21 protein-coding genes, 4 tRNA genes and 1 rRNA gene are annotated in these 23,847 nt (G+C 55.3%); all 26 read right to left on the bottom strand.

Going from position 1 to position 23,847, the window contains the following annotated elements; translation table 11 throughout:
• Positions 1-9: 9 nt before the first annotated feature.
• The 26 genes from rplB to rrf all read right to left on the bottom strand — a co-directional run bounded on the left by rplB (position 10) and on the right by rrf (position 23,648).
• A complete protein-coding gene (gene rplB, locus MKZ87_RS08330) occupies positions 10-834 on the bottom strand; it encodes a 50S ribosomal protein L2 (RefSeq protein WP_007924198.1) in 825 nt (274 codons plus the stop codon).
• Positions 835-848: 14 nt separating this feature from the next.
• The gene (gene rplW, locus MKZ87_RS08325) at positions 849-1,148 is read right to left on the bottom strand and encodes a 50S ribosomal protein L23 (RefSeq protein WP_002555488.1); all 300 of its coding nucleotides are present in this window, start codon (positions 1,146-1,148) and stop codon (positions 849-851) included.
• Positions 1,145-1,747: a 50S ribosomal protein L4 gene (rplD, locus tag MKZ87_RS08320; protein ID WP_003228735.1), complete on the bottom strand. Its 603-nt coding sequence runs from the start codon at positions 1,745-1,747 to the stop codon at positions 1,145-1,147. Before rplD ends, rplW begins: the two co-directional genes overlap by 4 nt.
• 12 nt (positions 1,748-1,759) lie before the next feature.
• A complete protein-coding gene (gene rplC / locus MKZ87_RS08315; RefSeq protein WP_007955641.1) occupies positions 1,760-2,395 on the bottom strand; it encodes a 50S ribosomal protein L3 in 636 nt (211 codons plus the stop codon).
• Between the two features lie 80 nt (positions 2,396-2,475).
• Positions 2,476-2,787, bottom strand: a complete 312-nt coding sequence (gene rpsJ, locus MKZ87_RS08310; protein WP_003186070.1) for a 30S ribosomal protein S10 — start codon at positions 2,785-2,787, stop codon at positions 2,476-2,478.
• Positions 2,788-2,944: 157 nt separating this feature from the next.
• Positions 2,945-4,138, bottom strand: coding sequence for an elongation factor Tu (gene tuf, locus MKZ87_RS08305; protein WP_028614144.1), 1,194 nt, complete (start codon positions 4,136-4,138; stop codon positions 2,945-2,947).
• Positions 4,139-4,171: 33 nt separating this feature from the next.
• The gene (fusA, locus tag MKZ87_RS08300; RefSeq protein ID WP_085697679.1) at positions 4,172-6,319 is read right to left on the bottom strand and encodes an elongation factor G; all 2,148 of its coding nucleotides are present in this window, start codon (positions 6,317-6,319) and stop codon (positions 4,172-4,174) included.
• 30 nt (positions 6,320-6,349) lie between these two features.
• Positions 6,350-6,823 (bottom strand): 30S ribosomal protein S7, encoded by a 474-nt coding sequence (gene rpsG, locus MKZ87_RS08295; RefSeq protein ID WP_007957592.1) that lies wholly within the window; start codon positions 6,821-6,823, stop codon positions 6,350-6,352.
• Between the two features lie 109 nt (positions 6,824-6,932).
• The gene (rpsL, locus tag MKZ87_RS08290) at positions 6,933-7,304 is read right to left on the bottom strand and encodes a 30S ribosomal protein S12 (RefSeq protein WP_003186084.1); all 372 of its coding nucleotides are present in this window, start codon (positions 7,302-7,304) and stop codon (positions 6,933-6,935) included.
• 215 nt (positions 7,305-7,519) lie between these two features.
• On the bottom strand, positions 7,520-11,719 hold the full coding sequence (gene rpoC / locus MKZ87_RS08285) for a DNA-directed RNA polymerase subunit beta' (RefSeq protein ID WP_085697680.1): 4,200 nt from the start codon (positions 11,717-11,719) through the stop codon (positions 7,520-7,522).
• 63 nt (positions 11,720-11,782) lie between these two features.
• Positions 11,783-15,856 carry a DNA-directed RNA polymerase subunit beta gene (gene rpoB, locus MKZ87_RS08280; protein WP_085697681.1) on the bottom strand — a complete coding sequence of 1,358 codons (4,074 nt, stop codon included), beginning with the start codon at positions 15,854-15,856 and terminating at the stop codon, positions 11,783-11,785.
• A 220-nt stretch (positions 15,857-16,076) separates the two neighbouring features.
• Complete coding sequence (gene rplL, locus MKZ87_RS08275; RefSeq protein ID WP_003255496.1) at positions 16,077-16,442, bottom strand: 50S ribosomal protein L7/L12; 366 nt, start codon at positions 16,440-16,442, stop codon at positions 16,077-16,079.
• A gap of 79 nt (positions 16,443-16,521) precedes the next feature.
• On the bottom strand, positions 16,522-17,022 hold the full coding sequence (gene rplJ / locus MKZ87_RS08270) for a 50S ribosomal protein L10 (RefSeq protein ID WP_007957597.1): 501 nt from the start codon (positions 17,020-17,022) through the stop codon (positions 16,522-16,524).
• Positions 17,023-17,220: 198 nt separating this feature from the next.
• Positions 17,221-17,916, bottom strand: a complete 696-nt coding sequence (gene rplA, locus MKZ87_RS08265; protein ID WP_011336175.1) for a 50S ribosomal protein L1 — start codon at positions 17,914-17,916, stop codon at positions 17,221-17,223.
• The gene (gene rplK, locus MKZ87_RS08260) at positions 17,916-18,347 is read right to left on the bottom strand and encodes a 50S ribosomal protein L11 (RefSeq protein WP_003228756.1); all 432 of its coding nucleotides are present in this window, start codon (positions 18,345-18,347) and stop codon (positions 17,916-17,918) included. Before rplK ends, rplA begins: the two co-directional genes overlap by 1 nt.
• Positions 18,348-18,464: 117 nt before the next feature.
• The gene (gene nusG / locus MKZ87_RS08255; RefSeq protein ID WP_007957598.1) at positions 18,465-18,998 is read right to left on the bottom strand and encodes a transcription termination/antitermination protein NusG; all 534 of its coding nucleotides are present in this window, start codon (positions 18,996-18,998) and stop codon (positions 18,465-18,467) included.
• A 9-nt stretch (positions 18,999-19,007) separates the two neighbouring features.
• Entirely contained in the window at positions 19,008-19,376 is a 369-nt protein-coding gene (gene secE / locus MKZ87_RS08250; RefSeq protein ID WP_007957600.1) for a preprotein translocase subunit SecE, read from the bottom strand.
• 45 nt (positions 19,377-19,421) lie between these two features.
• Positions 19,422-19,497 (bottom strand) — tRNA-Trp (locus MKZ87_RS08245).
• Positions 19,498-19,550: 53 nt separating this feature from the next.
• Entirely contained in the window at positions 19,551-20,744 is a 1,194-nt protein-coding gene (tuf, locus tag MKZ87_RS08240) for an elongation factor Tu (protein WP_028614144.1), read from the bottom strand.
• An 85-nt stretch (positions 20,745-20,829) separates the two neighbouring features.
• Positions 20,830-20,905, bottom strand: a tRNA-Thr gene (locus tag MKZ87_RS08235).
• 26 nt (positions 20,906-20,931) lie between these two features.
• A tRNA-Gly gene (locus tag MKZ87_RS08230) sits at positions 20,932-21,005 on the bottom strand.
• 25 nt (positions 21,006-21,030) lie between these two features.
• Positions 21,031-21,115, bottom strand: a tRNA-Tyr gene (locus MKZ87_RS08225).
• 144 nt (positions 21,116-21,259) lie between these two features.
• Positions 21,260-21,700, bottom strand: a complete 441-nt coding sequence (locus tag MKZ87_RS08220; RefSeq protein WP_085705128.1) for a hypothetical protein — start codon at positions 21,698-21,700, stop codon at positions 21,260-21,262.
• A gap of 7 nt (positions 21,701-21,707) precedes the next feature.
• The gene (locus MKZ87_RS08215) at positions 21,708-22,457 is read right to left on the bottom strand and encodes a pantothenate kinase (RefSeq protein WP_085705130.1); all 750 of its coding nucleotides are present in this window, start codon (positions 22,455-22,457) and stop codon (positions 21,708-21,710) included.
• Positions 22,447-23,400 (bottom strand): bifunctional biotin--[acetyl-CoA-carboxylase] ligase/biotin operon repressor BirA, encoded by a 954-nt coding sequence (gene birA, locus MKZ87_RS08210; protein WP_085705133.1) that lies wholly within the window; start codon positions 23,398-23,400, stop codon positions 22,447-22,449. The genes MKZ87_RS08215 and birA overlap by 11 nt, the downstream gene beginning before the upstream one ends.
• Positions 23,401-23,532: 132 nt before the next feature.
• A 5S ribosomal RNA gene (rrf, locus tag MKZ87_RS08205) occupies positions 23,533-23,648 on the bottom strand.
• Positions 23,649-23,847: the final 199 nt, after the last annotated feature.

The following is a 23,847-nucleotide window of genomic DNA, read 5'->3' as shown; positions in this document are numbered from 1 at the left end:
TCCCTCTATTTACTTGCGACGACGGACGATCATTTTGTCGGTACGCTTATTACCACGAGTCTTCGCGCCCTTAGTCGGGAAGCCCCATGGCGATACCGGATGACGACCACCAGAGGTACGACCTTCACCACCACCATGTGGGTGGTCAACCGGGTTCATGGCAACACCACGAACGGTTGGGCGAACGCCACGCCAGCGCTTGGCACCAGCTTTACCCAGCGAACGCAGGCTGTGCTCGGAGTTCGAGACTTCGCCCAGGGTCGCACGGCACTCAGCCAGTACTTTACGCATTTCACCGGAACGCAGACGCAGGGTCACGTAAACGCCTTCACGAGCGATCAGCTGAGCCGAAGCACCAGCGGAACGAGCGATTTGCGCGCCTTTACCTGGCTTCAGTTCGATGCCGTGTACGGTGCTACCAACTGGAATGTTGCGCAGTTGCAGAGCGTTGCCCGGCTTGATCGGCGCCAGAGCACCTGCGATCAGCTGGTCGCCAGCGCTCACGCCTTTAGGGGCGATGATGTAGCGACGCTCGCCATCTGCGTACAGCAGCAGAGCGATGTGAGCAGTACGGTTTGGATCGTATTCGATACGCTCGACAGTGGCAGCGATGCCATCTTTGTCGTTGCGACGGAAGTCGACCAGACGATAATGCTGCTTATGACCACCACCGACGTGACGAGTGGTAATGCGGCCATTGTTGTTACGACCACCAGACTTCGATTTTTTCTCGAGCAGCGGTGCGTGAGGAGCTCCTTTATGCAGCTCCTGGTTGACCACCTTGACCACAAAACGGCGGCCAGGGGAAGTCGGTTTGCATTTAACGATTGCCATGATGCACCCCTTCCTTACTCAGCACTGCTGCTGAAATCGAGATCTTGGCCTGGCTGAAGGGAGATAACTGCCTTCTTCCAGTCATTACGCTTGCCCAGACCGCGAGCGGTGCGCTTGCTCTTACCCAGAACGTTCAGGGTAGTAACACGCTCAACTTTCACGCTGAACAGGCTTTCGACGGCCTTCTTGATTTCCAGCTTGGTTGCGTCAGTAGCAACCTTGAAAACGAACTGGCCTTTCTTGTCTGCCAGAACCGTAGCCTTCTCGGAAACGTGCGGGCCAAGCAGAACTTTAAATACGCGTTCCTGGTTCATCCCAGCAGCTCCTCGAATTTCTTCACGGCCGACACGGTGATCAACACCTTGTCGTATGCGATCAGACTAACTGGATCGGAACCTTGCACGTCACGTACATCTACGTGTGGCAGGTTACGAGCAGCCAGGTACAGGTTCTGATCAACAGCGTCCGACACGATCAGAACGTCGGTCAGGCTCATGTTGTTCAGTTTGCCCAGCAGGTCTTTGGTTTTCGGAGTTTCAACTGCGAAATCCTGAACCACGACCAGACGATCAGTACGCACCAGCTCAGCAAGGATGGAGCGCATTGCTGCGCGATACATCTTCTTGTTCAGCTTCTGGGAGTGATCCTGTGGACGAGCTGCGAAGGTGGTGCCGCCGCCGCGCCAGATTGGGCTGCGGATAGTACCGGCACGAGCACGGCCAGTACCTTTCTGACGCCATGGGCGCTTGCCGCCACCACGAACGTCGGAACGGGTCTTCTGCTGCTTGCTACCCTGACGGCCGCCAGCCATGTAGGCCACGACTGCTTGGTGAACCAGCGTCTCGTTGAACTCGCCGCCAAATGTCAGTTCGGAAACTTCGATCGCTTGAGCGTCATTTACATTTAATTGCATGTCAGCTTCCCCTTAACCGCGAGCCTTGGCTGCCGGACGTACAACCAGGTTGCCGCCAGTAGCGCCAGGTACAGCGCCCTTGACCAACAACAGATTGCGTTCAGCGTCCACGCGCACTACTTCCAGGGACTGCACGGTCACGCGCTCAGCGCCCATATGACCGGACATTTTTTTGCCCTTGAATACACGACCAGGAGTCTGGCACTGGCCGATAGAGCCTGGGACGCGGTGGGATACGGAGTTACCGTGGGTGTTATCTTGCCCGCGGAAGTTCCAACGCTTGATCGTACCCTGGAAGCCTTTACCTTTGGACTGACCGGTTACATCAACCAGTTGACCAGCAGCGAAGATTTCAGCGTTGATCAGATCGCCGGCCTGGTACTCGCCTTCTTCAAGACGAAATTCCATAACGGTACGACCAGCGGCAACGTTCGCCTTGGCGAAGTGGCCAGCTTGAGCAGCTGTAACACGGGAAGCACGACGCTCGCCGACAGTGACTTGCACTGCACGATAGCCATCGGTTTCTTCAGTTTTGAACTGGGTGACGCGATTCGGCTCGATCTCAATGACCGTGACCGGAATGGAGACACCTTCTTCGGTGAAAATACGGGTCATACCCGCTTTACGACCGACTACACCAATAGTCATGTTGTAAACCTCATGAGTGTACGGGGCTTTCACCCGCTATGGCCGCCCATTTCAGAGCGTTACACGACCAAGACCGAGTCTTAGCCGAGGCTGATCTGCACTTCCACACCGGCCGCAAGATCAAGCTTCATAAGAGCATCAACGGTTTTATCCGTTGGCTGGACGATGTCCAGAACGCGCTTATGAGTGCGGATCTCGTACTGGTCACGCGCGTCTTTGTTGACGTGCGGGGAAACCAGAACGGTGAACCGCTCTTTACGGGTAGGCAGTGGAATTGGACCACGCACTTGAGCACCAGTACGTTTCGCGGTTTCCACGATTTCCTGGGTTGATTGGTCGATCAGGCGATGGTCAAAAGCCTTCAACCTGATACGGATTTGCTGATTTTGCATTGGATTTCAGACTCCGGCTGCTATTCCCACCGGGCGCAATACGCCCGTTAAAAGGAGGCGCAATTCTATAGACGCCCCCGATAGGTGTCAACCCAATAAAAAAGCCCCCGCTAAGCGGGGGCTTTTTCAACTCATCAAAGCTATCTCAACAAAGAGATCACTCGATGATTTTAGCTACGACGCCAGCACCAACGGTACGGCCGCCTTCACGGATTGCGAAACGCAGACCGTCTTCCATCGCGATGGTTTTGATCAGGGTAACAGTCATTTGAATGTTGTCACCTGGCATTACCATTTCAACGCCTTCTGGCAGTTCGCAGTTACCGGTCACGTCAGTAGTACGGAAGTAGAACTGTGGACGGTAGCCTTTGAAGAACGGAGTGTGACGACCGCCTTCTTCCTTGCTCAGAACGTAAACTTCTGCGGTGAACTTGGTGTGCGGCTTAACCGAACCTGGCTTGACCAGAACCTGACCACGCTCAACGTCGTCACGCTTGGTACCACGCAGCAGAACGCCGCAGTTCTCGCCAGCACGGCCTTCGTCCAGCAGCTTGCGGAACATCTCAACACCGGTGCAGGTGGTGGTGGTGGTGTCACGCAGACCAACGATTTCCAGCGGATCCTGAACGCGAACGATACCGCGCTCGATACGACCGGTCACAACAGTACCGCGACCCGAAATCGAGAACACGTCTTCGATTGGCATCAGGAACGGCTTGTCGATAGCACGCTCTGGCTCTGGGATGTAGCTGTCCAGAGTTTCCACCAGCTTCTTGACAGCAGTGGTGCCCATTTCGTTGTCGTCTTTGCCTTCCAGCGCCATACGAGCCGAACCGATGATGATCGGAGTGTCGTCACCTGGGAAGTCATAGGTGGACAGCAGGTCGCGAACTTCCATCTCAACCAGTTCCAGCAGCTCTGCGTCGTCTACCAGATCAGCCTTGTTCAGGAAAACCACGATGTACGGAACACCTACCTGACGGGACAGCAGGATGTGCTCACGAGTTTGTGGCATCGGACCATCGGCAGCCGAGCAAACCAGGATCGCGCCGTCCATCTGGGCAGCACCGGTGATCATGTTCTTCACGTAGTCAGCGTGACCTGGGCAGTCAACGTGAGCGTAGTGACGAATGTTCGAGTTGTACTCAACGTGCGCGGTGTTGATGGTGATACCGCGAGCTTTTTCTTCTGGAGCGCTGTCGATCTTGTCGAATTCAACTACGGCCGAACCGAAAACTTCGGAGCAGACGCGAGTCAGAGCAGCGGTCAGAGTGGTTTTACCGTGGTCAACGTGGCCGATGGTGCCAACGTTTACGTGCGGTAGGGAACGATCAAATTTTTCTTTAGCCACGACAATTAACTCCTAGCCTAAAGGGGGGCTGAATCAGCCTTGTTTTTTAACGAGAGCTTCGACGATGTTCGACGGAGCTTCGGCGTATTTGGAGAATTCCATGGAGTAGCTCGCGCGACCCTGAGACATGGAACGAACGTCGGTTGCGTAACCGAACATCTCTCCGAGCGGAACTTCAGCACGAACGACACGACCGGAAACCGAGTCCTCCATGCCCTGAACCAGACCACGACGACGGTTCAGGTCACCCATCACGTCACCCAGGTAGTCTTCCGGAGTAACAACTTCCACCTTCATGATCGGCTCGAGAACCACGCCACCACCCTTCTGGGCCAGTTGCTTGGTTGCCATCGAAGCAGCGACCTTGAACGCCATCTCGTTGGAGTCGACGTCATGGTAGGAACCGTCAAACACGGTAGCCTTCAGGCCGATCAGCGGATAGCCGGCAACAACGCCGTTCTTCATCTGCTCTTCGATACCCTTCTGAATCGCTGGAATGTATTCCTTAGGAACCACACCACCAACAACTTCGTTGGTGAAAACCAGACCTTCGGTGATGTTGCCTTTTTCGTCGGCATCCGGCTCGGAGAAGCGGATCCAGCAGTGACCGAACTGACCACGACCACCCGACTGACGAACGAACTTGCCTTCGATCTCGACGTTGGACTTGGTGATCTTCTCGCGGTACGAAACCTGCGGCTTGCCGATGTTGGCCTCGACGTTGAACTCGCGCTTCATGCGGTCAACGAGGATGTCCAGGTGCAGCTCACCCATACCGGAGATGATGGTCTGACCGGTTTCTTCATCGGTCTTGACGCGGAACGACGGGTCTTCCTGGGCCAGCTTGCCCAGTGCGATACCCATCTTTTCCTGGTCCTGCTTGGTTTTCGGCTCAACGGAGAGCGAAATCACAGGCTCAGGGAAATCCATACGCTCGAGGATGATCGGCTTGTCGGCGTTGCACAGGGTATCACCGGTGGTGACGTCCTTCATGCCGATCAGAGCGGCGATGTCGCCCGCACGTACTTCCTTGATCTCTTCACGCTGGTTGGCGTGCATCTGAACCATACGACCAACGCGCTCTTTCTTGCCCTTGACCGAGTTGATGACGGAGTCACCGGAGGTCAAGAAGCCCGAGTAAACGCGAACGAAGGTCAGAGTACCCACGAACGGGTCGGTGGCAATCTTGAACGCCAGCGCCGAGAACGGCTCGTCGTCATCAGCGTGACGCTCGTCGTACTGCTCTGGTTTGACTTCGTCTTTCGGCACGTCGATCAGATCAGGGTGGATACCCTTGATCGCAGGGATCTCGGTCGGAGCAGGCAGGAAGTCGATAACGGCGTCGAGAACCAGGGGAACACCCTTGTTCTTGAACGACGAACCGCAGACAGCCGGAACGATCTCGCTGGCCAGGGTGCGCGCACGCAGGCCTGCCTTGATCTCTTCGACGGTCAGCTCACCTTCTTCAAGGTACTTGTTCATCAGTTCTTCGCTGGCTTCGGCAGCCGCCTCAACCATGTTGTTGCGCCACTCGTTGGCCAGCTCTACCAGATTCGCAGGAATTTCTTCCTCACGATAGGTAGTGCCCTTGTCGTCTTCGTTCCAATAGATAGCCTTCATCTTGATCAGATCAACCTGACCTTCGAAGTTATCTTCTGCACCGATGGCCAGCTGTACTGGAACCGGAGTATGACCCAGACGATTCTTGATCTGGCCGACAACGCGCAGGAAGTCCGCACCGGCACGGTCCATCTTGTTCACGTAAACAATACGTGGAACACCGTACTTGTTGGCTTGACGCCATACTGTTTCGGACTGAGGCTCAACACCGGAGGTACCGCAGAATACAACCACAGCGCCGTCAAGCACGCGCAGGGAACGCTCTACTTCAATTGTGAAGTCAACGTGACCCGGGGTATCGATAACGTTCACGCGATAGTTGTCATACTGACCACGGGAACCCTTCCAGAAAGTGGTAACAGCAGCGGAAGTAATGGTAATACCCCGCTCCTGCTCCTGCACCATCCAGTCGGTGGTCGCGGCGCCATCATGCACCTCGCCCATTTTGTGGCTCAGACCTGTGTAAAACAGGATCCGCTCGGTAGTGGTGGTCTTGCCCGCGTCAACGTGAGCACAGATACCAATGTTACGATAGCGGTTGATTGCAGTAGTACGAGCCATAAAGCCCTCGCAAAATTAGTGAAGCTAAAATTAGAAGCGGTAGTGCGAGAAAGCTTTGTTAGCTTCGGCCATACGGTGCACGTCTTCACGCTTCTTAACAGCAGCACCTTTACCTTCAGCAGCATCCAGCAGCTCGCCAGCCAAGCGCAGAGCCATAGACTTCTCGCCACGCTTGCGGGCGAAGTCTACCAACCAGCGCATTGCCAGAGCGTTACGACGGGACGGACGAACCTCGACCGGAACCTGGTAAGTAGCACCACCAACGCGGCGCGACTTCACTTCGACCAGCGGAGCGATGGCGTCGAGTGCTTTTTCGAAGAGTTCCAGGGGATCGGTGCCGGTCTTGCGAGCCGCAACGGTTTCCAGGGCACCATAAACGATACGTTCGGCAACGGCTTTCTTGCCGCTTTCCATAACGTGGTTCATGAATTTGGCGAGGATTTGGCTTCCGTATTTCGGATCGTCCAGAATCTCACGCTTTGCTGCTACGCGACGTCTTGGCATTGATAAGCCCTCAAACGGTCTTCAGGTTAGTTCGGGACAGATCCGCGAGGATGCGCGCCCGACCTTACTCTTATCGACTCAGTAAAATAAAAATCTGCAAAACGGCCGATTACTTCGGACGTTTGGTACCGTACTTCGAACGACCCTGGTTACGGCCTTTAACGCCCGAAGTATCCAAGGAGCCGCGAACGGTGTGGTAACGAACACCTGGCAAGTCTTTTACACGACCGCCACGGATCAGAACCACGCTGTGCTCTTGCAGGTTGTGGCCTTCACCACCGATATACGAGGAAACCTCGAAACCGTTGGTCAGGCGCACACGGCATACTTTACGCAGTGCCGAGTTAGGTTTTTTCGGCGTAGTGGTGTACACACGGGTGCATACGCCACGACGTTGCGGGCAGTTCTGCAGCGCAGGTACGTCGGATTTCTCGACGATACGCTTACGCGGCTGACGTACCAGCTGGTTGATAGTTGCCATCTACTAGCTCCACTGTTGTCTTGCGACGCTATTGTCTTGCAAGAAAAGCAAAATGACAGGAACGGATTCCCGCCAAATTTAGGGGATCAAGAGTCTAAAGAGGATCTTGCCCCCAGTCAAGGCAAGGCCCCGACCTCCCCGCCCATCGAACTTCGACAAATTGTCTCGATTCGATGAACGGCGCGATCAGGGCCTCAGCTCATTTTTCGCAGAACTCAGTTACCGCTTGAGTTCAGCGCTTCGGTCAGTGCAGCTTCCACTTCACTGGCGCTTACGCGCAACGGTTTGTCCGCATCACGACGACGCTTGCGCTCGCTGTGATAAGCCAGACCGGTACCAGCTGGGATCAGACGACCCACGACCACGTTTTCTTTCAGGCCGCGCAGGTAATCGCGCTTGCCGGTTACCGCCGCCTCGGTCAGTACGCGGGTGGTTTCCTGGAAGGAAGCCGCCGAGATGAACGATTCGGTCGACAACGACGCCTTGGTGATACCCAGCAGAACACGGGTGAACTTGGAGACAAACTTGTCTTCCGCATTCAGACGCTCGTTCTCTACCAGAACGTGAGTCAGTTCCATCTGGTCGCCCTTGATGAAGCTGGAGTCGCCCGACTCGGAGATCTCAACTTTACGCAGCATCTGACGCAGGATGGTCTCGATGTGCTTGTCGTTGATCTTCACGCCTTGCAGACGGTAAACGTCCTGGATTTCGTTGACGATGTACTTGGCCAGCGCGCTGACACCCAGCAGACGCAGGATGTCGTGCGGATCGCTCGGACCGTCGGAGATAACTTCGCCGCGGTTTACCTGTTCGCCTTCGAACACGTTCAGGTGACGCCACTTCGGAATCAGCTCTTCGTACGGATCGCTACCGTCGTTCGGGGTGATGACCAGACGACGCTTGCCCTTGGTCTCTTTACCGAACGCGATGGTGCCGCTGACTTCAGCCAGAATCGACGCCTCTTTCGGACGACGAGCTTCGAACAGGTCGGCAACACGCGGCAGACCACCGGTGATGTCACGGGTTTTCGAAGTTTCTTGCGGGATACGAGCGATAACATCACCGATCGCAATCTTCGCACCGTCCGCAACACCGACCAGGGCGTTGGCTGGCAGGAAGTACTGAGCGATAACGTCAGTGCCTGGCAGCAGCAGATCCTTGCCGTTGTCGTCGACCATCTTCACAGCAGGACGGATGTCCTTGCCGGCGGCTGGACGATCTTTCGGATCAAGTACTTCAATGTTGGTCATACCGGTCAATTCGTCAGTCTGACGCTTGATCGTGATGCCTTCTTCCATGCCCACGTAGGTCACGGTACCTTTCATTTCGGTAACGATCGGGTGAGTGTGCGGATCCCACTTGGCCACGATGGCACCAGCGTCGACCTTGTCACCTTCTTTAACCGAAATCACGGCACCGTACGGCAGCTTGTAACGCTCGCGCTCACGACCGAAGTCGTCAGCAATCGCCAGCTCACCGGAACGGGACACGGCAACCAGGTTGCCATCCACGCGCTCAACGTGCTTCAGGTTGTGCAGACGGACGGTACCGCCATTCTTCACCTGAACGCTGTCGGCTGCGGAAGTACGGCTTGCCGCACCACCGATGTGGAACGTACGCATCGTCAGCTGGGTACCCGGCTCACCGATGGACTGGGCAGCGATAACGCCGACCGACTCACCGATGTTCACCTGGTGACCACGAGCCAGGTCACGGCCGTAGCACTTGGCGCAGATACCGTAGCGGGTTTCGCAGCTGATCGGCGAACGCACGATCACTTCGTCGATGCTATTCAGCTCGATGAACTCGACCCACTTCTCATCTACCAGAGTGCCGGCAGGAACGATGACGTCCTCGGTACCCGGCTTGAATACGTCACGGGCAATGACACGACCCAATACGCGCTCACCCAACGGCTCTACAACGTCACCGCCTTCAATGTGCGGAGTCATTACCAGGCCGTGTTCGGTGCCGCAATCGATCTCGGTCACAACCAGATCCTGCGCCACGTCTACCAGACGACGAGTCAGGTAACCGGAGTTCGCAGTTTTCAACGCGGTATCCGCCAGACCTTTACGAGCACCGTGAGTCGAGATGAAGTACTGGAGTACGCTCAGACCTTCACGGAAGTTCGCAGTAATCGGCGTTTCAATGATGGAACCGTCCGGCTTGGCCATCAGACCACGCATACCGGCCAGCTGACGAATCTGTGCTGCGGAACCCCGCGCACCCGAGTCGGCCATCATGTACATCGAGTTGAAAGACTCTTGCTCGACCTCGTCGCCGTGACGGTCGATGACTTTCTCTTTCGAGAGGTTGGCCATCATCGCCTTGGAGACTTCGTCGTTCGCTTTCGACCAAAGGTCGATCACTTTGTTGTACTTCTCGCCCTGAGTTACCAGGCCGGAGGCGTACTGGCTCTCGATTTCTTTCACTTCGTCGGTGGCAGCACCGATGATGCGGGCTTTTTCATCCGGGATAACGAAGTCGTTAACACCGATGGAAACGCCGGAAATGGTCGAATAGGCAAAACCGGTGTACATCAACTGGTCAGCGAAGATCACGGTCTCTTTAAGACCAACCACGCGGTAGCACTGGTTGATCAGCTTGGAGATCGCCTTTTTCTTCATCGGCAGGTTGACGACGTCGAACGACAGACCTTTCGGTACAACCTGGAACAGCAGCGCACGGCCGACAGTAGTGTCGACGATACGGGTGTTGTCCACGCTGTTGCCGTCACGATCGTTCACGGTTTCGTTGATACGAACCTTGATCTTGGCGTGCAGTGCGGCTTCGCCGGCACGGAACACACGGTCAACTTCCTGCAGATCCGCGAACACACGACCTTCACCCTTGGCGTTGATCGCTTCACGAGTCATGTAGTACAGACCCAATACAACGTCCTGCGACGGAACGATGATTGGCTCACCGTTTGCTGGCGACAGAATGTTGTTGGTCGACATCATCAACGCACGCGCTTCGAGCTGGGCTTCCAGCGTCAGCGGTACGTGCACGGCCATTTGGTCGCCGTCGAAGTCGGCGTTGTACGCAGCACAGACCAGAGGGTGCAGCTGGATAGCCTTACCTTCGATCAGTACCGGTTCAAACGCCTGGATACCCAGACGGTGAAGGGTCGGTGCACGGTTGAGAAGAACCGGGTGTTCGCGAATCACTTCGGCGAGAACGTCCCAAACTTCCGGCAGCTCGCGCTCGACCATTTTCTTGGCCGCTTTGATGGTAGTCGCCAGACCACGCATTTCCAGCTTGCCGAAAATGAACGGTTTGAACAGCTCGAGAGCCATCTTCTTCGGCAGACCGCACTGGTGCAGACGCAGGGTCGGACCTACGGTAATTACCGAACGACCGGAGTAGTCAACACGCTTACCGAGCAAGTTCTGACGGAAACGACCTTGCTTACCCTTGATCATGTCAGCCAGGGATTTCAGAGGACGCTTGTTCGAACCGGTGATAGCGCGGCCACGACGACCGTTGTCGAGCAGTGCATCGACAGCTTCCTGCAACATACGCTTTTCGTTGCGCACGATGATGTCCGGAGCGGACAGATCCAGCAGGCGCTTCAAACGGTTGTTACGGTTGATCACTCGACGATACAGATCGTTGAGGTCGGAAGTCGCGAAACGACCGCCATCCAGCGGGACCAGTGGACGCAGATCCGGCGGCAGAACCGGCAGAACGGTCAGCACCATCCACTCTGGCAGGTTGCCGGAACCCTGGAAGGCTTCCATCAACTTCAGACGCTTGGACAGCTTCTTGATCTTGGTTTCGGAGTTGGTTTGCGGAATCTCTTCACGCAGACGGCCAATCTCATGTTCCAGGTCGATAGCGTGCAGCAGTTCGCGGACAGCCTCGGCACCCATGCGGGCGTCGAAATCGTCACCGAACTCTTCCAGCGCTTCGAAGTACTGCTCGTCGTTCAGCAGCTGACCTTTTTCGAGAGTGGTCATGCCCGGATCGATAACGACATAGCTCTCGAAGTAGAGAACGCGTTCGATATCACGCAGGGTCATGTCCATCAGCAGGCCGATACGGGACGGCAGCGATTTCAGGAACCAGATGTGGGCAACCGGCGAAGCCAGTTCGATGTGCGCCATGCGCTCACGACGAACCTTGGCCAGTGCAACTTCAACGCCGCACTTCTCGCAGATCACACCACGATGCTTCAAGCGCTTGTACTTACCGCACAGGCACTCGTAATCCTTTACCGGGCCAAAGATCTTGGCGCAGAACAGACCGTCACGCTCGGGTTTGAACGTACGGTAGTTGATGGTTTCCGGCTTTTTAACTTCACCGAACGACCACGAGCGGATCATCTCAGGCGAGGCCAATCCGATACGGATGGCGTCGAACTCTTCGACTTGACCCTGGTTTTTCAGCAAATTCAGTAGGTCTTTCAAGGCCTTTCCTCCTGGCGGAGCAGAGAGCGGGCAATCCTGCCCCGCTCTCGATCGCGTCACGTGTTATTCGGTTTCCAGATCGATATCGATGCCGAGGGAACGAATTTCCTTGATCAACACGTTGAAGGACTCGGGCATGCCCGGCTCCATACGGTGATCGCCGTCCACGATGTTTTTGTACATCTTGGTCCGACCGTTCACATCGTCCGACTTCACTGTGAGCATTTCTTGCAGAGTGTAAGCAGCACCGTATGCTTCCAGTGCCCAGACCTCCATCTCCCCGAAACGCTGACCACCGAACTGCGCCTTACCACCCAGCGGCTGCTGAGTAACCAGGCTGTACGAACCGGTAGAACGCGCGTGCATCTTGTCGTCTACCAAGTGGTTCAGCTTCAGCATGTACATGTAGCCAACGGTAACTGGACGCTCGAACTTGTTGCCGGTACGGCCGTCGGTCAGCTGCATCTGGCCGCTTTCTGGCAGATCCGCCAGTTTCAGCATGGCCTTGATTTCAACTTCCTTGGCACCGTCGAACACCGGAGTGGCCATAGGAACGCCGCCACGCAGGTTCTTCGCCAGATCCAGGATTTCCTGATCGGAGAAGCTGTCCAGATCTTCGTTACGACCGCCGATCTGGTTGTAGATCTCGTCCAGGAAGGTACGCAGTTCAGCAACTTTGCGCTGCTCTTCGACCATCCGGTTGATCTTCTCGCCCAGACCTTTGGCCGCGAGGCCGAGGTGGGTTTCAAGGATCTGACCAACGTTCATACGCGAAGGTACGCCCAGCGGGTTGAGGACCACGTCGACCGGGGTGCCATTGGCATCGTGCGGCATGTCTTCAACCGGCATGATCACGGAGACCACACCTTTGTTACCGTGACGACCGGCCATCTTGTCGCCCGGCTGGATGCGACGACGGATTGCCAGGTAAACCTTGACGATCTTCAGCACGCCTGGAGCCAGGTCATCGCCTTGCTGCAGTTTGCGCTTCTTGTCTTCGAACTTGTCGTCCAGCAGACGGCGACGATCAACGATGTAGGCCTGAGCCTTCTCGAGCTGCTCGTTCAGAGCATCTTCAGCCATGCGCAGCTTGAACCACTGACCATGCTCGAGACCGTCGAGCACTTCGTCGGTGATGTCCTGGCCTTTCTTCAGACCCGCGCCGCCTTCAGCCTTGTGGCCTACCAGAGCGGAACGCAGACGCTCGAAGGTTGCGCCTTCAACGATGCGGAACTCTTCGTTCAGATCCTTGCGGATCTCGTCCAGCTGGGACTTTTCGATCGACAGGGCACGGCTGTCGCGCTCAACGCCATCACGGGTGAAAACCTGAACGTCGATGACAGTACCTTTGGTGCCGGTCGGCACGCGCAGGGAAGTGTCTTTAACGTCGCTGGCCTTCTCACCGAAAATTGCGCGAAGCAGCTTTTCTTCCGGGGTCAGTTGAGTCTCGCCTTTCGGAGTGACTTTACCGACCAGAATGTCGCCCGGGCCGACTTCGGCACCTACATAAACGATACCGGCTTCGTCCAGCTTGTTCAGTGCAGCTTCACCCACGTTCGGGATGTCCGCAGTGATTTCCTCTGGGCCAAGCTTGGTGTCACGAGCCACACAGGTCAGTTCCTGGATATGGATCGTGGTGAAGCGGTCTTCCTGAACCACACGCTCGGACAGACAGATGGAGTCTTCGAAGTTGAAGCCGTTCCATGCCATGAACGCGATGCGCATGTTCTGACCCAGAGCCAGTTCACCCATGTCGGTGGACGGACCGTCGGCCATGATGTCACCACGCTGAACACGATCACCCTTGCTCACCAGCGGACGCTGGTTGATGCAGGTGTTCTGGTTCGAGCGGGTGTACTTGGTCAGGTTGTAGATGTCGACACCCGCTTCGCCGGTTTCAACTTCGTCATCGGCAACGCGAACCACGATACGGCTGGCATCAACGGAGTCGATCACGCCGCCACGACGAGCCACGACGCAAACGCCGGAGTCGCGAGCCACGTTACGCTCCATGCCGGTACCGACCAGCGGCTTGTCAGCGCGCAGGGTAGGTACAGCTTGACGCTGCATGTTCGAACCCATCAACGCACGGTTGGCGTCGTCGTGCTCGAGGAACGGAATCAGCGACGCTGCAACCGAAACTACCTGCTTCGGCGAAACGTCCATCAAGGTGACGTCTTCCGGCGCCTTAACGGTGAATTCGTTCAGGTGACGTACGGCTACCAGTTCGTCGATGAGGACTTTCTGCTCGTTCATGGTCGCCGAAGCCTGCGCGATCACATGATCGGCTTCTTCAATGGCGGACAGGAACACGATGTCATCGGTGACCACGCCCTCTTTCACCACACGGTACGGGCTCTCGAGGAAGCCGTACTGGTTGGTGCGAGCGTAAGCGGCCAGGGAGTTGATCAGACCGATGTTCGGGCCTTCCGGCGTTTCAATCGGGCAGACACGACCGTAGTGAGTCGGGTGTACGTCACGGACTTCGAAGCCCGCGCGCTCACGAGTCAGACCGCCAGGGCCGAGTGCGGAGACACGACGCTTGTGGGTGATCTCGGACAGCGGGTTGTTCTGGTCCATGAACTGCGACAGCTGGCTGGAACCGAAGAACTCTTTCACCGCCGCAGCCACTGGCTTGGCGTTGATCAGGTCTTGCGGCATCAGGCCTTCGCTTTCAGCCATCGACAGACGCTCTTTGACCGCACGCTCAACACGTACCAGGCCAACGCGGAACTGGTTCTCGGCCATTTCGCCCACGCAGCGAACACGACGGTTACCAAGGTGGTCGATGTCGTCGACGATGCCTTTACCGTTACGGATGTCGACCAGAGTCTTCAGTACTGCGACGATGTCTTCCTTGCATAGCACGCCCGAACCTTCGATCTCGGTACGACCGATACGACGGTTGAACTTCATCCGGCCGACCGCAGACAGGTCGTAACGCTCAGGGCTGAAGAACAGGTTGTTGAACAAGGTCTCGGCAGCGTCTTTGGTTGGCGGCTCGCCTGGACGCATCATGCGATAGATCTCGACCAGCGCTTCCAATTGGTTGCTGGTGGAATCGATCTTCAGCGTGTCGGAGACGAACGGACCGCAGTCGATGTCGTTGGTGTACAGAGTTTCGATGCGTACGACGCCAGCCTTGGCGATTTTCGCCAGGATTTCGGTCGACAGCTCGGTGTTGCACTCTGCCAGGATTTCACCTGTAGCCGGATGCACGATGGCCTTGGCGGTGGTACGACCCAGAACGTAATCCAGAGGCACGTCCAGCTCTTTGATCCCGGCTTTTTCCAGCTGGTTGATGTGGCGGGCAGTAATACGACGACCCTGCTCAACGATCACCTTGCCTTTGTCGTCCTGGATATCAAGAACCGCAACTTCACCACGCAGGCGCTGGGGCACCAGCTCCAGGCTCAGGCCTTCGCCTTTTACGTGGAATACGTTGGTGGTGTAGAACGCGTCCAGTACTTCCTCGGTGGTATAACCGAGCGCGCGCAACAGTACCGAGGCCGGCAGCTTGCGACGACGGTCGATACGCACGAATACGCAGTCTTTCGGGTCGAACTCGAAATCCAGCCACGAACCGCGGTAAGGAATGATGCGCGCGGAGTACAGCAGTTTGCCGGAGCTGTGCGTCTTGCCACGGTCGTGGTCGAAGAACACGCCCGGGGAACGGTGCAGCTGGGAAACGATAACACGCTCGGTACCGTTGATTACGAAGGTACCGTTCTCAGTCATCAATGGGATTTCGCCCATGTAGACTTCTTGCTCTTTGATGTCCTTGATCGCTTTGTTCGACGATTCTTTGTCGAAAATGATCAGGCGCACTTTTACCCGCAAAGGTACGGCGAAAGTTACACCGCGCAATACGCATTCTTTGACATCAAATGCCGGTTCGCCCAGGCGATAACCGACGTACTCCAGCGCAGCATTGCCGGAGTAGCTGATGATCGGGAAAACGGATTTGAAGGCCGCATGCAGGCCCACGTCGCGGAACTGATCTTTAGTCGCTCCCGCTTGCAAGAATTCACGATACGAATCCAGCTGGATGGCCAGGAGGTAAGGCACATCCATGACGTCCGGCAACTTGCTAAAGTCCTTGCGGATACGTTTTTTCTCAGTATATGAGTAAGCCATCAGCGTTCCCCAGCTTGGTCACCTGCTTGTTTGGCCCCTCCCGACGGGAGCAGCCAGAAAATCGTGCAAACCCCATGGTTTGCGCCACCACATCGGGTGGTTACAGCTCGCTATCGGCACCGACCCAGTCGGCTGCCAATAACGGAAAAAGGCCGGTGGCAAGAGCCACCAGCCATCAGCCTGTCGCTTGACGCTCGGGCTGGAGGAGCAAAGTCGATGCTTACTTCAGCTCGACTTTAGCGCCTGCTTCTTCCAGCTTCTTCTTAGCGTCTTCAGCAGCTTCTTTCGAAACGCCTTCAGCTACAACCTGAGGAGCGCCGTCGACTTTCTCTTTGGCTTCTTTCAGGCCCAGACCGGTCAGTTCACGAACTGCCTTGATCACGTTTACTTTCTTGTCGCCGGCTTCAACCAGAACAACGTTGAACTCGGTTTGCTCTTCAACAACAGCGGCAGCAGCAGCTGGACCAGCAGCAGCAACAGCAGCGGTCACGCCGAAGGTTTCTTCCATTGCTTTGATCAGCTCAACAACTTCCAGAACGGTTTTCTGGCCGATTGCTTCGATGATTTGTTCGTTAGTCAGAGACATGACTCAATTCCTGATTTGGTGGACAGCCTGTACGGCCGTCGAAATAAACAAAAATACGCGAGAGTGGAAACGCTCAGCCTCAGGCTGCAGCTGCTTCTTTCTGATCGCGAATTGCCGCCAGAGTACGAGCCAGCTTGCTGGTAGCGCCTTGAATCACGCTCATCAGTTTCGCAATAGCTTCGTCGCGAGTTGGCAGGCTTGCCAGCACGTCGATCTCATTCGCTGCGAGGAACTTGCCCTCGAACGAAGCTGCCTTGATCTCGAACTTATCCTGACCCTTGGCAAATTCCTTGAACAGACGAGCAGCAGCGCCCGGGTGTTCGTTGGAGAATGCAATCAGGGTCGGGCCGGTGAACACGTCGTTGAGGACACTGTAAGGAGTGTCAGCAACAGCGCGCTTGAGCAGGGTGTTACGTACAACACGTACGTAAACGCCAGCTTCACGAGCCTCTTTACGGAGTCCGGTCATTGCGCCTACTGTTACGCCACGGGCATCAACCACGACAGCGGACAGAGCGACTTTGGCAGCCTCGTTGACTTCAGCGACGATGGCCTTCTTGTCTTCGAGATTAATTGCCACGGGTTTAACTCCTGCTTGTTACCGTTTCATTCGATCGGAACCGAATGTCGTTTTGGTGTCTGATTCGGTAAGGAACCGGGAGCACCATCTGCGTAGGCTTGAGGTTTAAGACTTGCGTCGCCTACGGTCTTGGATAGCCCCCGCCAGGCAGGGACCCCAATCTTTCAATTGGCGCAGTCAACTGCGCCAATTTTTGTCTTAAGCGTCCAGCGAGCTCTGGTCGATAACCAGACCTGGGCCCATAGTGGTGCTCAGGGTAACGCGCTTGACGTAGATACCTTTCGAAGAAGCTGGCTTGATACGCTTCAGATCAGCGATCAGAGCTTCAACGTTTTCCTTCAGCTTGACGGCATCGAAGCCGATCTTGCCAACGGAAGTGTGGATGATGCCGTTTTTGTCGGTGCGATAACGAACCTGACCAGCCTTGGCATTTTTAACCGCGGTAGCGACGTCTGGGGTAACAGTGCCGACTTTCGGGTTAGGCATCAGACCACGTGGACCAAGGATCTGACCCAGTTGACCTACAACGCGCATTGCATCCGGGGACGCGATCACTACGTCATAGTTCAAGTCGCCGCCTTTCATTTCTGCAGCCAGCTCGTCCATACCTACACGGTCAGCGCCTGCAGCCAGAGCGGCCTCAGCAGCTGGACCCTGGGTGAAAACAGCAACGCGAACAGTCTTGCCAGTGCCGTGCGGCAGCACAGTAGCGCTACGAACGACCTGGTCGGATTTACGCGGGTCTACACCCAGGTTTACAGCTACGTCGAACGACTCGACGAATTTGGCAGCTGGCAGCGAAGCCAGCAGAGTTGCGGCCTCTTCGAAGTTGTAGGACTTGCCCGCTTCGATTTTTTCAGCGATAGCCTTTTGGCGCTTGGTCAGCTTAGCCATTACACACCCTCCACGTTAAGGCCCATGCTACGAGCAGAACCGGCGATAGTGCGCACGGCTGCATCCATATCAGCTGCAGTCAGATCCGCGTTTTTGGTTTTCGCGATTTCTTCCAGCTGAGCACGGGTAACAGTGCCAACCTTAACGGTGTTCGGACGAGCGGAACCGCTGGTCAGACCGGCCGCCTTCTTCAGCAGAACCGAAGCAGGGGTGGATTTGGTTTCGAAAGTGAAGCTACGGTCGCTGTAGACAGTGATGATCACTGGAGTCGGCAGACCAGCTTCCAGGCCCTGGGTACGGGCGTTGAAAGCTTTGCAGAATTCCATGATGTTCACGCCGTGCTGACCCAAAGCAGGACCAACAGGTGGGCTTGGGTTAGCCTGAGCGGCCTTCACTTGCAGCTTGATGTAAGCGGTAATCTTCTTGGCCATGAGGCACTCCAATTACGGGTTCGAACGCCTCGAAAGGCTCCCCGGTTACTTGCGCGTTTATCCCAGTGACGACAAAACCCCACAGCCTAGGGCTGCGGGGTTGGGATGCTTGTTCAGCTAGACCTTTTCGACCTGACTGAACTCCAACTCTACCGGAGTAGAGCGTCCGAAAATAAGCACTGCCACTTGGATCCGGCTCTTTTCGTAGTTAACTTCTTCGACAACACCGTTAAAGTCAGCGAACGGCCCGTCATTGACTCGAACGGTTTCGCCTGGCTCAAACAGAGTCTTCGGCTTCGGCTTGTCGCTACCATCGGCAACGCGACGCAGAATCGCCTCAGCTTCTTTATCGGTGATTGGCGCCGGCTTATCAGCAGTACCGCCAATAAAACCCATCACCCGAGGAGTATCTTTGACCAAGTGCCAAGTACCCTCGTTCATATCCATCTGGACCAGCACATAACCTGGGAAGAATTTGCGCTCGCTTTTGCGTTTCTGGCCATTACGCATTTCAACCACTTCTTCAGTGGGAACCAGAATTTCGCCGAAGCCATCTTCCATGCCAGCCAGCTTTACGCGCTCGATTAACGAACGCATGACATGCTTCTCGTAACCCGAGTAAGCATGCACAACGTACCAACGCTTAGCCACGGGACACCCTTAGCCAACAATCAAGGAAACAAGCCAGCCGAGCAGGGAATCAAGCCCCCACAACAGCAACGCCATAACCAGGACAACAGCCACAACTATCAGCGTGGTCTGCGTGGTTTCTTGGCGAGTTGGCCAAACGACTTTACGAATCTCGGTGCGAGCTTCCTTAACCAGTACAAAGAAAGACTTGCCCTTGGCAGTCTGCAGACCTACAAAGGCAGCCACAGCAGCAATGACAAGCAATGCGAGTACACGGTACAGGATCGGCGAAGCAGCGTAATACTGATTGCCGACAACGCCAACAATTACCAAAGCGACTACTACCAGCCACTTGAGCAAATCGAAGCGAGAGCCTTGAGCTTCAGCTTTAGGAGTCATCTATGAAGATCCTGTGAAAAGAAAGCCAGAAACACCGAGTGAATCTGGCAGGTCAGGAGGGAATCGAACCCCCAACCTACGGTTTTGGAGACCGTCGCTCTGCCAATTGAGCTACTGACCTAAAACAAAATCAGGCCGACCATTATGCCGGCCCGAAAAAGACATTACAACTGTTTACTCGATGATCTTGGCAACGACACCAGCACCAACGGTACGGCCGCCTTCACGGATTGCGAAACGCAGACCGTCTTCCATCGCGATGGTTTTGATCAGGGTAACAGTCATTTGAATGTTGTCACCTGGCATTACCATTTCAACGCCTTCTGGCAGTTCGCAGTTACCGGTCACGTCAGTAGTACGGAAGTAGAACTGTGGACGGTAGCCTTTGAAGAACGGAGTGTGACGACCGCCTTCTTCCTTGCTCAGAACGTAAACTTCTGCGGTGAACTTGGTGTGCGGCTTAACCGAACCTGGCTTGACCAGAACCTGACCACGCTCAACGTCGTCACGCTTGGTACCACGCAGCAGAACGCCGCAGTTCTCGCCAGCACGGCCTTCGTCCAGCAGCTTGCGGAACATCTCAACACCGGTGCAGGTGGTGGTGGTGGTGTCACGCAGACCAACGATTTCCAGCGGATCCTGAACGCGAACGATACCGCGCTCGATACGACCGGTCACAACAGTACCGCGACCCGAAATCGAGAACACGTCTTCGATTGGCATCAGGAACGGCTTGTCGATAGCACGCTCTGGCTCTGGGATGTAGCTGTCCAGAGTTTCCACCAGCTTCTTGACAGCAGTGGTGCCCATTTCGTTGTCGTCTTTGCCTTCCAGCGCCATACGAGCCGAACCGATGATGATCGGAGTGTCGTCACCTGGGAAGTCATAGGTGGACAGCAGGTCGCGAACTTCCATCTCAACCAGTTCCAGCAGCTCTGCGTCGTCTACCAGATCAGCCTTGTTCAGGAAAACCACGATGTACGGAACACCTACCTGACGGGACAGCAGGATGTGCTCACGAGTTTGTGGCATCGGACCATCGGCAGCCGAGCAAACCAGGATCGCGCCGTCCATCTGGGCAGCACCGGTGATCATGTTCTTCACGTAGTCAGCGTGACCTGGGCAGTCAACGTGAGCGTAGTGACGAATGTTCGAGTTGTACTCAACGTGCGCGGTGTTGATGGTGATACCGCGAGCTTTTTCTTCTGGAGCGCTGTCGATCTTGTCGAATTCAACTACGGCCGAACCGAAAACTTCGGAGCAGACGCGAGTCAGAGCAGCGGTCAGCGTGGTTTTACCGTGGTCTACGTGACCGATGGTGCCAACGTTGACGTGCGGCAGGGAACGATCAAATTTTTCCTTAGCCATCGATATCACCCCTAACAGAAGAAATTGAGCAAACAACACAAGCCATTAAAACAAAGGCAGATATTTTCATATCTGCCTTGTCATATGGAGCTCTTGAGCGGATTTGAACCGCTGACCTCACCCTTACCAAGGGTGTGCTCTACCAACTGAGCTACAAGAGCGTAACACTTTGCACAACCTGCAAACTTGGAGCGGGTAGCGGGAATCGAACCCGCATCATCAGCTTGGAAGGCTGAGGTTCTACCACTAAACTATACCCGCGGAGCCTGCAGCTCACGCTAAAATCTGGTGGAGGGAGAAGGATTCGAACCTTCGAAGTCGTAGACGTCAGATTTACAGTCTGATCCCTTTGGCCGCTCGGGAACCCCTCCTAATCAGGCCGGCATTCTATACTATGCCAACCCCCTGTCAAGCATTTTCTCATTTAAAAAACATGAGGTTAGCTGCATTGACATCACCCCGCCGCAGTGACCTTTTCAGGTCTTCGCTGTGGAGCGGGCGCCATTCTATGCAAACTACTCAGTAGGTGCAACCCCCTCGCACAGCATTATTTTATGTTTTAACTCATTGAATTCCTTAGAAAGGTTTTGCAGCTGAGCATCACCCAGCAAACGCTGGGTTTCGGGCGTAATCTGGAACCAATACGAACTGCCGGAAGACTCTTTGGCCGAAGGAAGAGCTTTTGCCCCAAGCCCTGCCAAACGCTGCTCCAATGCCTGGGCGGACTCAGGGCGACTCAAACCACCTATATATAGACACTGAACATCAGGCTTTCCTCCAGTCCTTTTTTCACTAGAAGCATCACCACCAGCCTCACTCAGCAAGCGAATATCCTGTTGCGAGCTACGATAGAGACTGAGCGGCGTGACATCCTTTGCGCGTAGCGGCGCCTCCTGCTGATGCCAGACGTAATAAAAAACATTGAGTACCAGGAGCAGAAGGAACAACCAACGCATACAAACCTCAGGACAAAGGACACGCCATAGCCAAACCCACGAATACCAAATCGGGAACAACCCTAGCCTCAGGCGCGATATCCGAGACCAGCTCGGCGTCCCCCCCCGTAATGTAGAGACTGTAATCACCACCCCAGTAGGCACGCGCCATCTCCAACTGCGTCAGTACGAATCCTCTGAGCATCAACGCACAACCACGCTCGACAGCCTCAGCCGTATTGCGTCCAGGCGCCTGACTCGTCAATGCCTGCTCCGCTGCGAGGTCTCCATAGCGAATTTTTCGAGTATGAGTACGCAACTGATTACGCATTAGCGGCATGCCAGGACAAATGAAACCTCCTAGATGCTCACCTTCCGGCGAGATGAAATCAGCAGTCACCGCAGTGCCAAAATCAAGAACCAGACAAGCCCCTTTAGCCAAGTAAAAACCACCAAGCATTGCCAACCAGCGATCAAGGCCAAGGCGCTCATAATCGTCGTAACCATTCTTAACACCGGACATCTCGCGAGCCGGCGCCGCACAAACAACGGAAACGCCGAACTCATGTTTGAGCACGCCAATCAGCAAATTAGTCTCATCTTCAGTTCTTACGCTGACGAGACGGCACTTATCGAGAGACACCTTCTCTAGCGATCGAAGACTGCTTACCAATGCCTCATCAGAGTCGGCCACACCTTCCGCGATCACGGTACCCGCCTCAACGCGCAGCACACGCCACTTGATAAAGCTGTTTCCACAATCGAGCTCAAGAATCATCACGCAACCTCAAGCTGAGCTCACCGCCACTAAAGACTTTTTCCACGCCATCTACCTTCAGCCGCAGCGCGCCTTGATTATCGATTCCCAGCACCACACCATCCACCTGGTTGACACCAGCAGTGAGGGAAACCGGCTGCCCTTGCCACAAGTGGCTCGCCTCCCATTCCGCCTGTAGCGCAGCGAAGCCGTCCGATTGGTGACGCTGCAAATAAAGCTGCAGCTGCTTACTTAGCTCAATCGCCAGAATATTGCGATCACACGCCTGCCCCGACTCCAAACGCATTGAAGTCCATTGCTGATCGACTTCATCCGTAGTCTGCATGTTCACATTGATGCCTATACCCAACACTACGTGACACACGTCAGCAGGATCCCCAACCAGCTCCAACAGAATCCCGGCGATTTTTTTTCGCCCGACCAATACATCATTGGGCCACTTCAAACCTGCACCTGGCACTCCAAGCACATGCAAGGCTTGCATGACGGCGAGCCCGACAACAAGACTCAGCCCCTCAAGCTGACGCATCCCACCATCAATACGCAACACGAGGCTGTAATAGAGATTTTCAGCGAACGGGCTCACCCATTTACGGCCTCTGCGCCCACGCCCTGAGCTCTGGCGCTCAGCCAATACAATAAAGGGAGCCGCCCGCCCCCCATCCACCGCGCGCAGCGATTCAGCATTAGTAGAGTCGACAGAATCGAAGATACTGACAGACCAGCCGCAAAGGCCTTCCTCTATCTTGAGCACGTCAAGCAATGTCAATGGCGAGGCCAATTGATAGCCCCGCCCCCGAACTTTATGTATGGACAATCCAAGCTCAGCCTCCAGGTGTTGAAGCTGCTTCCACACCGCACTTCGACTAACTCCCAAGGCAGCACCCAAAGCCTGACCGGAATGGAATCGACCATCCTTCAGGAGATTCAACAACGTCAGCATGCAGGTCTCGCCTCTGAATGAGGCCCGAATAATAGCCATGCACCGGGCCGTTGCATAGAATTCAAAAAATCCACTTTCCTGCGGGCAAAACAAAACCCCAACTGCTTTCGCAATTGGGGTTTCGGAATTTAATCTTGACGATGACCTACTCTCACATGGGGAAACCCCACACTACCATCGGCGATGCATCGTTTCACTTCTGAGTTCGGGATGGGATCAGGTGGTTCCAACGCTCTATGGTCGTCAAGAAATTCGGGTACTGACTCGTGACCAGATGGCCTCGCTTCAGCAAATTGGGTATGTGACAGCTTTCGGTGTTTTGTGAGCGTCGAACTTTCGGTTCATTGCGTCTTCACACACCGCAATCTGGTCTCTTTCGAGTCTGCAGATTGCTTGGGTGTTATATGGTCAAGCCTCACGGGCAATTAGTATTGGTTAGCTCAACGC

It is taken from the genome of Pseudomonas sp. MCal1, from assembly GCF_026341415.1.
Classification (GTDB): domain Bacteria; phylum Pseudomonadota; class Gammaproteobacteria; order Pseudomonadales; family Pseudomonadaceae; genus Aquipseudomonas.
Note: the sequence above shows the minus strand (reverse complement) of the source record. Positions and strands in the feature narration are given on the sequence as shown.